Below are 11,644 nucleotides of genomic sequence, written 5' to 3' on the forward strand. Positions count from 1 at the left end.
ACCACAATCGATGTCCACCACGCAGATCAAAGACTCCGTCCACGGCTACATCGAGCTGCCGGACGCGCTCGTCGAGGGTGTCGTCGACACGCGACCGTTCCAGCGGCTGCGGTACGTCCGCCAGCTCTCGGCGACCCACCTGGTGTACCCGGGCGCGAACCACACCCGGTTCGAGCACTCGCTCGGCGTCTACCACCTCGGGCGGACCGTCTTCGAGAACCTCCGCCGGCAGTCGTACTTCGCCCGGGACGCGACGGTCGAGGAGCTAGAGGAGATCCAGCGCACCCTGTCGTGCGCCTGCCTGCTCCACGACGTTGGGCACCCGCCGTTCTCGCACCTCTCCGAGGGGTTCCTCGACGAGGGCGTCCTCCGGGAGCGCGTCGCGGAGACCGGCCTCGTCGACGCCTTCGACCGGGCCGGCGTCGGCGGCGCGCCGCTCCGCTCGGCGAACCCCCACGAGCTGCTCGGCTGCGCCATCATCGTCGAGGAGTACGGCGACGCCCTCCGCGCGTTCGACGTGGACCCCTTCGAGGTGTGCGCGTACGTCCTCGGGTACAGCCTCGCGTACGAGCGCGGCGAGCCGTGGCAGTACGGGGTCGGCGCCCAGCTGCTCCACTCCCCCATCGACGTGGACCGGCTGGACTACATCACCCGCGACAACGAGATGACCGGCGCGGGCGTGTTGAGCTTCGACGTCGAGCGCATGGTCGACGCCTACACCGCGCACCCGGAGGCGGGGCTGGCGCTCTCGGAGAAGGCGCTGTCGACCATCGGCAACTACCTCGAAGGCCGGATCGCGCTGTACATGTGGGTCACCCAGCACCACAAGTCGGTGTACGCGAACCGGCTCCTCCAGGCGATGCTCGGCGAGTACCAGCGCGTCACCGGCGAGAGCCCCGTGACGGTGGACGGCATCATCGACCGGGAGCTCGACGACAACGCCGTGCTCGAACGGCTCCGGGTCGCGGCCCGCGAGCACCCCGACTCGACGCTCGCGTCGATGTACGACCGCTTCCGCGGCCGGCGGTTCCCCGCCACCTGCTGGAAACACCGGATCGCGCTCGCCGACCGGATCGGCGGCGACCTCGACGACGACCTCCCGGTGGACGGCGACCCCCTCGACGAGTTCACCGCGTGGCTCACGGCCGGTGACGACCGCTTAGAGCGGCTCCTCGCCGACGCCCTCGACGTGCCGGTCCACGAGGTGTGGATCGACCGCTCGTACGTCCCCGCCTACGACCCCGACGAGCTAGAGGACATCCCCATCGCGTACGGCGGCACGACGCGCTCGGTCGCCGACTGGGGGCTGTACGGCGACCGCGCATTCGACGTGCCGATCCCCTTCGTCTTCGTCCCCGGCGGGACGAAGCGGCGGGCGATCCGCGTGCTCCGGGAGGCGTTCGAGCGGGAGGTCGTCGACGCGTCGGCGGAGTAGGCCGACGGTCCCGTCAGACCGCGTCGGCGAGCCCAAAGCACATACCGAGACGGGGCGTACGCGCTTCGAGAAGGAGGTCCCCCGACCGGTCGCCATGCCCCTCGACGCCAACGAGACGGTTCGACGAGCGCTCTTCGGAAGTCGATCGTCGCCGAGGCGATTCGGGGCCGCGGCGGCGGTCGGGCTGTTCGCCGCGACCGGACTGTTCGCGCTCGCGTCGCACGCAGTCTTCGACGCGATACCCGAGGCGATCCTGTGGCTGTTCGTCCTGCTCGGCGTGCTGCTCGCGGTGGGAGCCGCGTACGGCGGAGGCGGGCTGCTCGTCAGTGCGGCGCTGGTGGTCGGACCGGTGTACGGTCCGGTGGCGTTCTACACGTGGCTGATCTCGACGCAGCGGGCGGCGCCCGTGGCGTTTGTGCTGTCGTTCTACGGGCACGGGGCGCCGGCGCTCTGGGCGCCGGTAGCGGTCGTCCTCGTCGCGGTCAGCTACGCGTTGGGTGTACTCACTCGCCGGATCGGGAACCGTCGCTAACTGCGTGGAGTAGAGGTCGTCGCGGACAGACGCGCGCGTCGATCTCGGCCCGTCGCCGAATGGCTCAGTCGTCGGCTTCCGCGGGAACGGGGTCCTCGGCGTCGTCGGCCTCGGCGTCGGACTCCTCGTCGGCCCGCGGGAAGTTCTCGATGGTCGCGTCGCGGAAGGCGGCCTCGTCGAACTCGTAGTCGTCCTCGAAGAAGTCCAGGACGGTCTCGACGTCGGTCATCGCGTTCTTCAGCGCGGTCGACGCGCCGGGCGAGGGCGTGATGTTGAATAAGATTCCGTCCTCAACGATCTTCGCTTCGCCCATGTCCAGCTCCTTGTTCTCGGTGTCGACGATCTGGGGGCGCACGCCGCCGTACCCCTTCGCGCGGTCGATGTCGTCGACGTCGACGCTCGGCACGACCTTCTGGACGTTCGGCAGGAACGCGCGCTTCCCGACGCCGGGGAGGTCGTACACGAGGTTGCGGACGACGTACGGGAAGAGGATCCTGTCCGAGAGGATGTTGACGTAGCTCAGCACGGAGTCGGGGTTGAACCCGAACACGTCGACGAAGTCGCTCACCGTCGAGAGGTGGCCGCGCTCCAAGGCGGGCACGAGCTTCGCCGTCGGGCCGAACCGGGTGACGCTCCCGTCGTGGACGTCGGCGTCGCCGTGGACCGCCGCGAACGGGAGCTTCTTCATCTGGAGCGTGTACACCTTCCCGTTCAGCAGGTCGTCCGCGAGGAAGAAGCTCCCCGCGACGGGCAGAAGCGACATGCCCTCCCCGTACCCCATCTCCTTGGCGAACTGGAGGCTGTGCGAGCCGGCCGCGACGACGACCGCCTCGGCGTCGAACGCGCCGTCGTCGGTGTCGACGACGAACCCGTCGCCCCGGTCGTCGACGCCGGTCACGGTCGTCCCGAGGTGGACGGAGACGCCGTCCTCCTCGCGGGCGGCCTCGACGAACGACTCGGCGACCGCGCCGTAGTCGACGACGTAGCCGTCGGGCGTCTGGAGCGCCTTCAGCTCGGTGTCGGGGTCGCGGCCCTCGACGACCTTCGGCTCCAGCTCGGCGATCTCCTCGCGGCCGATCTCGCGGAGCTTCGGGAACAGGTCGCCGAACCCGTTCTCGCGGTAGCGCTCCTCCAGCTTGGCGACCTCCTCGTCGCCGACCCCGAGGACCATCTTGCTGCGCTTGCTGTGCATCTCGCGGTCGGGGTCCGCCCCCTCGAGGTAGCCCGCGAGCAGCTCCGCGCCCTCCTTGACCTCCTCGGCCTTCTCCAAGGTGTAGTTCGTCTCGATGTCCCCGAAGTGGAGGGTCTGGGAGTTGTTCGTCCGGTGGGAGTTGATCGCGGCGACCTCCCGCTCCTTCTCGATCAGCGTGACGTCGTCGACGTCGGTGAACTTCGCGACCGTGTACAGAAGCGACGCCCCGCTTATCCCCCCGCCGACGATTACGAGATCGGTGTCAGACATGCGTGGTGAAACTCACCTCGCGAAACGCCCTCCCCCGTTAACCATCTTACCATCTTCGCGCGAAATCGTGCGGTAGAGGGCCTACGAACGTCTATCTCGAACACGACGATCGTCGAACAGCCGGCGTCGCCGCGGTTCGGGCCCTCTCGAGTCACCCGTCGCGCGCGGCGCGGTACCGCTCGCGGACCGCGGCGAACAGCGCGCGGCCCGCGTCGGTCTGGAGGCGCGGCTCGGCCGTCGCGAAGAACTCGTCTAAGTCGTCGTACTCGCGGAAGGCGTCGGGCTCGCCGCGCTCCGGGGCGTACCGGTCGCCGCGCTCGTACAACAGGGCTTGGAGGCAGGCGTCGAGCAGGTCGCACTCCTTGACGAGCACGGCCTCCGGCGAGTCGCGGGCCTCGTACGCCTCCCAGGCGTCGGCGACGCGCTCGGGGAGCGGGCCGGCGAGGTCGGCCATCGCCTCGCGCTCCGCCGCCGCCTTCGCCTCGCGGTCGACCGCGTCCGCGGTCGAGTCGGCTCGGGTCGCCACGTCGCCCGTCTCCGCCTCGGCCACGTCGTGAACGACCGCGAGCCGGAGCGCGCGGTCGAGGTCGACGCCCGGGAGGTCCCCGCGGAACCGGTCGCCGAGCGTCACGACGAGGTAGGCGACCCCCCACGAGTGGGCGGCGACGGACTCGGGCGCGTCGACCCCGCGGAGCTGCCACCCGGTGCGCTCCTCGTCTTTCAGGTCGTAGGCGGCGAGGACGGCGTCGAGCGCCGGGTCGCCGTCCGCGTCGCGCCGTTCGTCGGCCATCGCTCCGGGCCGCTACTCGGCGAGCGCCCAGCTGTCGTCGCCGACGGGCTCCGCGACGTCCCGGCGGACCATCTCGTCGATGACCTCGTCGAGGCGGTCGGGCTGGGCGACCTCCATCTCGATCCGGCCGATGCCGTGGTACTCCTCTAAGTAGTGACGCAGGTCCTCCCGCGAGAACGCCGACTCGTCGGCGCGCTCCATCGCGCCCTCAGTGAGGTCGATCATGTCTTCGAGGAAGTTCCACGGGTAGACGACCCACGTCCACTGTTCGAGCCGCTCGCCCACGAAGTCGGGCTGGAACTCCGAGGTGCCTAAGAGCTGGAGCGTCGCGGTGCGGATCTCAGCCGCGTTCCGCTCGTCGACGTACTCCTCGGCGCGGCGGATCGAGCCGCCCGTGTCGGCGATGTCGTCGATGATGAGGACGTTCTTGCCCTCGACGCTCCCCTCCGGCATCGGGTAGCGGATCTGGGGCTCACCGCTCTTCTCGGCGGTGCCCACGTAGTGTTCCATCTTGAGGCTCGTGAGGTCGTTGAGCCCGAGGAAGTCGCAGACGCAGCGGCCCGCGAACCAGCCGCCGCGGGCCAGCGCGACCACCATGTCCGGCTCGAAGTCGGCCCGCTTCACCGCGTCGGAGACGTTGCGGCAGAGCCCGTAGATGTACTCCCAGTTGGTGAGCGTGCAGTCGAAGTCGTCCGGGAGGTCGCTCATACGACCGTACCTGCCACCCGCGCGCTGATAAGGGTTTAGCTCCGGCGTCGCGGGCCTCACCGCAGCGCCGAGATCAGCGCGATACCGCCGGCCAGTAGCAGCGCGAGCGCGGCCACGGGCTGGCCCCCGCCGACCGCGAGTGAGACGCCGTAGACGAGCCCCGCCGCGAGCGCGCCGATGAGCAGGCTCAGCCCCGCGTGGACCGCGACGTTGCGCCGGACCCGCGCGCCCCGGCCGACCTGCTCGCCGAGGCCGACGCCGTGGTCGGCCACGTCCCACGCGACCGCCAGCCCGACGGCGGCGACGAGCAGCGGCTCGGCGGTCGCGCCGCGGTACCCGGCGACCGCGAGGCCGACCACGCCGACGGCGGCGCCCCACGTCAGGACCCGCGTCGACCGCCGGAGCGAGCCGGCGAGGAACCCGAGCGCGGCGACGCCGAGCAGCGCGCCGCCGACCGGGCTCGCGACCAGCCCCGCGGTCGCGGCGACCCCCGCGGCCGCGAGGCTCGCGACGACCGCGACCGTCGGCGACCGCGCGTCCGTCTCGTGGAAGTCGCCGTGCGCGCCGTCGCCGATCGGGCCGTCGCCGATCGGGTCGTCGCCGGTCGGCCGGGCCGTCGACTCGTCGCCGCTCATCGCGACCACCGCCTCGTCGCGGCCGCGACGGCGACCGGGAAGGAGTCGTCGCCCCACTCCACCGCGCGGATCCCCCCGGACCGGAGCGACCGCAGCCGCTGGCGCCGCTCGAAGGTCGTCAGCCGCTGGCCGACCGTCCCGGTCGCGGTGGGGTCCGGCGAGAGGACCGTCACGAGGTGCCCGTGCGCGTCGATCCGGCGGGCGAGCGTCGCCGCCGTATCGTCGACGAGCGGCGTGAAGAACAGCACCTGCGCGTCGGCCGGGAGCCGCCGCCGGAACCGCCGGAGCCACAGCGACCGGTAGAACCGCTCGTCGCTCGGCGTCGGCGCCAGCGCCGGATCGGTCGCCAGCGTCTCCCGCCCGCGGGCGGCGTGGACGGTCCCGCTGCCGGGCGGGAGCCAGCAGTCCAGCGGCGACAGCGCCGCGATGCCGACCCGGTCGCCGCCGTCGAGGAGCGCCGAGAACGCCTGGCCGGCGGCCGCGACGCTCGCCTCCACCGCGGTCTCGGCGTCGGGGTCGGACGCGGCGTACGCGGACTCGCGGGCGTCGACGAGCAGCACGACGGTGGCCGAGCGCTCCTCGCGCAACTCGACGGTCGACAGCTCGCCTGTCCGCGCCCGGCGGTTCCAGTCGATCCGCTTGAGCGGGTCGCCCCGGCGGTACTCCCGGGTCGCGTGGAACTCGACGCCGGCGCCGCCCACGTCTGTCGGGACCCGGCCGTGGTGGACGGTCGTCAGCCCGCGGAGGGGGAGGTCCCCGCCGGCGGCCAGTTCGGGGGTACAGGCGATCGCGGTCGGCGCGTCGAGGGCCGTCGCGCGCTCGCGGGCGCCAGCGGCGTCGCGCGTCACCGCGGTCATCGGCTCCCACTCGTGGTCGCCCCGGGCCGCGCGCACCGTGTACTCGAACGTTACCGCGGCTCCGGGCCGCAGCGCCGTGGCGACGCGCGCGGGTCCCTCGGCGACCGCCAGCCCCGGGGGGACGCCGTCGACGAGCCGGAGGTCCGGGAGCGGCGCCTCCCCGACGTTCTCCGCGCGGACCGTCACGCGCACCTCGTCGCCGGGCGCCGGCGCCTCGTCGCTCACCGTCCGGGTGACCGCGAGCGTCGGCGTCGGGGCCTCGCCGGCCCGCGCGTACACGGCGTAGCCGACCCCGACCGCGCCGGCGAGCACCAGCGACGACTGCCGGACGAGCACGCCAAGGCCGACGAGGGCCAGCGCCGCCCCGGCGACCCCCAGCCAGCGGTCGGTTGCGACCTCGCGCCGACGCTCGCGGTCGGTCGGTGCCGCGGCCGGTCCTCCGGCCGCCTCGGAAGCGTCTCCGGTCGCCTCGTCGGTTCCTTCGACCGTCTCGCCTTCGGTTCCCGGCGCGTCGGCCTGCGACCCGTCGGCCCGGTCGGCCGTCGGCTCGGATCGGTCGTCCCGTTCCGTGCCGCTCGTCTCGCTCCCGTCGGCCGCGGCCGCGTCCGAGTCGGTCGCCACCTCGGCGCCTCGCGGGTCGCTCACGCCGCACCACCCTCGATCCGTTCGATCTCGTCGACCGCGGCCCGGAGCCCGTACCAGTAGTTCGAGCGTCCCCGGATCCCGGCCGACAGGCGGACGCGGACCGGGTACGCGCTCCGCGTGTCGAAGAAGGCGGCCGCGGTGGGGTCGTCCGTCCACGTCCCGTCGTCGACGGCCGTCGCCGCGGCCTCGGGCGGGCAGTTCCGGTCGCGGGCGACGGCGTCGACCGCGACCTCCCGGATCCGGTCGCGGAGGTCCCGCCGGTCCCGGTAGCCGCCCGGCGCCGGGCTGACGACCCGCGCGATCCGCTCGTCGAGGTCCGTCCCGGGCACCGCGGCGGGCGCGCGCCGCTCCGGTTCGCCGGGGTCGGTCAGCAGCCGCCGCCGGTCGCGGCGCGCGTTCGCGTACCGCACTCCTTGGACCACGCCGAGGACGCCGATCAGCGTCACCACGGCCGAGGTGGGGGAGGTGGCCGCCGCGATGCCGCGGTCGAGCGCCGCGAGGACGCCGACGGCGACCGCCGCCACCCCGACGATCGCGAGCGGTCGCACTACGGCTCACCCCCGTCGGGTCCGGCGCTCGCGGTCGCGGACCGGTCGCGCGTCACGAGTCGCCCCCGTGTCGCTCCTCGATCCGGCGCAGCGCCTCGACGGCGCGGCGCTCGCGGTCGTCGGTCGCGTCCTCGCCGCCGTACCGCACGCGCTCGAACACCTCGGTGAGCGCGGTCACCGGCTCCTCGTCGACGCCGGCGTCGACCGCGGCGGTCGCGAACTCGGCGGGCGTCGAGGAGGCGGGCCGGTCGACGTCGAGCACGTCCGTCATGTCCCGCCACGCGCGGTACACCTCGTTGTCCGCGTCCGACGACTCGATCCGGTCCGCGGCCTCGCCGGCGGTCCGGCCGATCGCGTCGAGGTCCGGCGGGTCCTCGGCCGGCTCCTCGGCCCGCGCGGCCGCGTCCCCGTCCGTCTCGTCGTCGCCGCCGGCGAGGAGCAGCGCGGCGACGCTGGCGATCACCGCGACCACGACGACGAGCGCGAACAGGATCTGCGGCGCCGACGCCGCGCCCTCGCCGCCGCCGACGCCGGCGCCGCCGACGGCGCCGGCCGGCAGGATGCTCGTCCCGTTGCCGCCGAGGCCGAGCGAGACGGTGACGCTCTCCGCGACCGAGCGGCACGTCGACAGCACCCAGAAGAGGACCCCGATGGGGGCGCCCATCACGCTCGCGACGGCGACGCTCGCGAACGGCGACGCGGTGTCGCGGTAGGTGATCGCGGCGAGCAGCGTCAGTCCGACGAGCAGCGCCAACACGGCCGGCGGCTCCCGCAGCGACGGGAAACAGAGCCCCGACGCGGAGAACTCGCCGGCCTCGCCCGACGAGGAGAGCACGCCGGGGTCGCCGGTGTCCGACCCGACGCTCGGGGCCTCGCCGCCGCCTCCGCCGAACCCGCCGCTACCCGTGTCGACGGCGGTGTTCAGCGTCGCGGCAGCGACGCCGAGCGCGACGAGGGCAAGGAGGGCGACCGCGACCGCGACGAGGGCGTCCCGCTTCACGTCCCCGAATACGCCGGCCGCCGGGAATAGCTTACGGCGTCGGCCGCCCGGTCCGGGGGCTCACCGCTCCGGGCTGGCGTCACCGGTGCCCCGAGCGGGCGACTCGGCCGAGCGTCCGGACCGCTCCCCTACGCGTCCTCGCTCCCGTCGACGAGGTCGTCGAGCGGCGTCGTCGGGAACAGCGCGTCCACGTCGGGCTCGGGGTCGACCAGGCGGTACGCGGTCCCGTCGCGCTCGACGACGCCGGCGGCCGCGAGGTGGTCGAGGTGCGAGAACGCCTCGCCGGGGCCGTGGAGCACGTGGATGTCCTCCAGCGAGCCGAACAGCGCCGCCGACACCTCCCACGCGGTCGCGGGCCCCGACTCGTCGAGCACGTCGATCACCCGGCGGGTCCGGTGGCGGTGGTGGTCGAGGATCGTCGCCGCGCGGCGGCTCGGCTCGTCGATCCGCCAGCGGTGGCCGGGGTGGGCGGCGTCGAAGTCGCGCGCGACGAGCCGCGCGAGGCTCTCGGCGTAGGCGGCGAGCGCCCCCTCGACGCGCACGTCCGCGCCGCCGACGTTCGGGGTGTACTTCGGGAGCAGCGCGTCCCCGGTGAAGGCCTCCTCCGTCGCGTCGTCCCCCGCCACGGGCTCGTGGTCGGGGACGGTTCGGGGGTCGAACGCGAACCCGGAGAGCCCCGCGGTGTGGCCCGGCAGGTGGAGGGCTTCGAGTTCGACGCCGCCGGCCTCGATCACGTCGCTGTCGCCGAACGTCGTCACGTCGGCGGGGTCACCGGAGAGGTCCGCGCTGACCGCGTCGAAGAACCCCGTCAGTCGCTCGCGGTCGGCCGCGGGCATCCCCCAGCGCTCGAACGTCTCGCGCTGGAGGTCGCGGTCGGCGAACAGCGGCGTCTCGGTCCCGTCGACGAGGCCGGCGTCCGCCTCGTGGACGTACACGTCGGCGCCGCCCGCGGCCTGTACCTCGCCCGCGAGCCCCGCGTGGTCCGGGTGCCAGTGGGTGAGCACGACCGCGTCCACGTCGGCGAACGAGCGGCCGTGCTCGGCGAGGCCGTCGACCAACTCCCCGCGCACGTCCGGGAGCGCGACGCCGGTGTCGACGAGCGCCGTCGTCTCGCCGTCGAGCAGGTACACGTCGTTTTCGCCCTCGAAGACGGTGTTGCCGAGCTGGATCCGTTTCACACGACCACCTCGCGCGGCGCGCATTTCAGGGTTGCCACCGCGGCGAGGCGGACCGGTCGGCCGCCTCCCGTCCCCGGGTCGCGTCCGTCACTCGACGTCGACGCCGGTGAACTCGAAGCGCGCGCCGCCCGCGTCGCTCGCGGCGACCGACACCGTCCAGCCGTGTGCCTCGGCGACCCGCTCGACGATGGCGAGCCCGAAGCCCGTCCCGTTCGGGTCGGTCGTGTGCCCCGCCTCGAAGATCGCGTCACGCTCTCCTTCCGGAATCCCCGGCCCGTCGTCCGCGACGTAGAAGCCATCGTCGAGATCGCCGACCGTGACCGCGACCGCCTCGCCGCCGTGTTCGACCGCGTTCCGGATCAGGTTCTCCAGCAGCTGTTTGAGCCGGCTCCGGTCCGCGCGGACCGTCAGGGACGCCGCCGCGTTCAGCGTCGCGTCCGCGGTGTCGACGCCCCGCCAGCACTCCCGCGTGACCGCGGTGAGGTCGACCGCCTCCGTCGACTCCACGTCGACGCCCTCGCGCGCCAGCGTCAGGAGGTCGTCGATGAGCGTCGCCATGCGCTCGTGGGCGCGGGCCACCGCGTCGAGGTGCGGGGACTCGACCTCCTCTCGGGCGAGTTCGAGGCGCCCCTGCGCCACGTCGAGCGGGTTCCGGAGGTCGTGTGACACGATGCTCGCGAACTCTTCGAGCCGCTCGTTCTGACGCTCCAGCTCGCGCTCCCGTCGCCGCCGTTCGCTCACGTCTCGGATCACCCCGACGCGGCCGAGCTCTCCGTCGTCGCCGAGTTCGGTCGGCCCGAACCGCATCTCCGCCGGGAACGGCTCGCCGTCGACCGGCTCGAACTCGTACTCGATGGAGCCGGCGTCGCGGCCCTCCTCGCGCATCGCCGCGCGCTCCCGCCGCGCGCGCTCCGCTGTCTCCTCGCTCACCCAGTCGTAGATGTCCGTACCGAGGAGCTCATCGCGGTCGACGCCTTTCATCTCCGCGTACCGCTCGTTGACGTAGACGATCGTGCCGTCGGGACGGATTGCGTAGACGGCGTCGTCGAGCGACTCGAGGATCGTCTCGTACCGCCGCAGGTCCCGCGCTCGTCGCTCTCGGTCGCGGTCCCCCATCTGTGTTCGTGATCCGGTTCCGGCCGGTCCGTAATAAACCATCGTCAGCCGCGGCCCCGTCCGATCCGTCACCGATCCGTTGGGGCTTTGCTTCTCCCGCCCGTTCCGGCGATATGGAGTACCAACCGGGCGTGTGTAACATCGGACCGACCCAACAGCGACGGCGGCTCCTCCTCGGCGTCGGGTCGCTCTTGGTCGCCGCCGTCTACGTCGCGGCGGCCGTCGCGCTCGCGTGGCCGCGGTGGTCGCTGATCGCCGCCGTGGTCCCGCTGTACGGCGCCGCGATGGGGGCGTTGCAGTACCGCGAGCGCTTCTGTATCGGCTTCGCCGGGATGGGCGTCTTCGACGTGGGCGACGGGGCGAACGAGATACAGAACGAGGAGGCGCTCGCCGCCGACCGCAAGAAGGCGGTCCGCCTCAACGCGAAGGCGATGGCGCTCGGCGCGGCCGGGACGGTTGTGGTCTTTGCCGCGGTGACCGTCTTCCTATAACTAGTCGCGGGCTTCTGAGCGCTGGTTTATAAATCGTTGCTGGCGGATCGGTGGCGAACGCCGCCAAAGCCCCAGCCGTGGGGCGGGCGCACGCTCGCCGCGCGGCTGCCCCTCTGAGTCCTACCCCGACCGCACAGCCCCGCGCCTCACACCTCCACAGCCTCGTCGCTGGCCCCTCCGCTTCGCTCCGGCGCCAGCGACTCCCTCGCGCGGTGCTGCTCGGCCGCGGGGCGGCCTCGCAGGCACG

Annotated in this window: 12 protein-coding genes; 3 read left to right on the forward strand and 9 right to left on the reverse strand. The window is 73.1% G+C overall.

From position 1 onward, the window contains the following. Window positions 1–10 precede the first annotated feature (10 nt). Entirely contained in the window at window positions 11–1,435 is a 1,425-nt protein-coding gene (locus DVK05_RS01115; protein ID WP_121561612.1) for an HD domain-containing protein, read from the forward strand. Window positions 1,436–1,529: 94 nt separating this feature from the next. Beyond that, window positions 1,530–1,967 carry a hypothetical protein gene (locus DVK05_RS01120; RefSeq protein WP_121561613.1) on the forward strand — a complete coding sequence of 146 codons (438 nt, stop codon included), beginning with the start codon at window positions 1,530–1,532 and terminating at the stop codon, window positions 1,965–1,967. A gap of 64 nt (window positions 1,968–2,031) precedes the next feature. Here DVK05_RS01120 and DVK05_RS01125 read toward each other — a convergent pair whose 3' ends face one another. From DVK05_RS01125 to DVK05_RS01165, 9 genes are all read right to left on the reverse strand, one after another. Further along, entirely contained in the window at window positions 2,032–3,429 is a 1,398-nt protein-coding gene (locus tag DVK05_RS01125; RefSeq protein WP_121561614.1) for an FAD-dependent oxidoreductase, read from the reverse strand. Window positions 3,430–3,580: 151 nt separating this feature from the next. Next, complete coding sequence (locus DVK05_RS01130; RefSeq protein ID WP_121561615.1) at window positions 3,581–4,219, reverse strand: HD family hydrolase; 639 nt, start codon at window positions 4,217–4,219, stop codon at window positions 3,581–3,583. A gap of 12 nt (window positions 4,220–4,231) precedes the next feature. Beyond that, window positions 4,232–4,927 (reverse strand): phosphoribosyltransferase, encoded by a 696-nt coding sequence (locus DVK05_RS01135; RefSeq protein WP_121561616.1) that lies wholly within the window; start codon window positions 4,925–4,927, stop codon window positions 4,232–4,234. Between the two features lie 56 nt (window positions 4,928–4,983). After that, window positions 4,984–5,619, reverse strand: coding sequence for a hypothetical protein (locus DVK05_RS01140; protein ID WP_121561617.1), 636 nt, complete (start codon window positions 5,617–5,619; stop codon window positions 4,984–4,986). Further along, window positions 5,559–7,064 carry a DUF58 domain-containing protein gene (locus DVK05_RS01145; protein ID WP_121561618.1) on the reverse strand — a complete coding sequence of 502 codons (1,506 nt, stop codon included), beginning with the start codon at window positions 7,062–7,064 and terminating at the stop codon, window positions 5,559–5,561. Before DVK05_RS01145 ends, DVK05_RS01140 begins: the two co-directional genes overlap by 61 nt. Next, entirely contained in the window at window positions 7,061–7,612 is a 552-nt protein-coding gene (locus DVK05_RS01150; RefSeq protein ID WP_121561619.1) for a hypothetical protein, read from the reverse strand. Before DVK05_RS01150 ends, DVK05_RS01145 begins: the two co-directional genes overlap by 4 nt. Window positions 7,613–7,664: 52 nt before the next feature. Then, window positions 7,665–8,612, reverse strand: a complete 948-nt coding sequence (locus DVK05_RS01155) for a DUF4129 domain-containing protein (protein ID WP_121561620.1) — start codon at window positions 8,610–8,612, stop codon at window positions 7,665–7,667. A gap of 128 nt (window positions 8,613–8,740) precedes the next feature. Further along, window positions 8,741–9,790, reverse strand: coding sequence for an MBL fold metallo-hydrolase (locus DVK05_RS01160; protein WP_121561621.1), 1,050 nt, complete (start codon window positions 9,788–9,790; stop codon window positions 8,741–8,743). An 87-nt stretch (window positions 9,791–9,877) separates the two neighbouring features. Beyond that, window positions 9,878–10,906, reverse strand: coding sequence for an ATP-binding protein (locus tag DVK05_RS01165; RefSeq protein ID WP_121561622.1), 1,029 nt, complete (start codon window positions 10,904–10,906; stop codon window positions 9,878–9,880). Between the two features lie 113 nt (window positions 10,907–11,019). Between DVK05_RS01165 and DVK05_RS01170 the strand changes: the two genes are divergently transcribed. Continuing rightward, a complete protein-coding gene (locus DVK05_RS01170) occupies window positions 11,020–11,397 on the forward strand; it encodes a hypothetical protein (RefSeq protein ID WP_121561623.1) in 378 nt (125 codons plus the stop codon). Window positions 11,398–11,644 lie beyond the last annotated feature (247 nt).

Origin of the sequence: Halorubrum sp. Atlit-8R (assembly GCF_003666025.1) — an archaeon.
GTDB lineage: Archaea > Halobacteriota > Halobacteria > Halobacteriales > Haloferacaceae > Halorubrum > Halorubrum salinarum.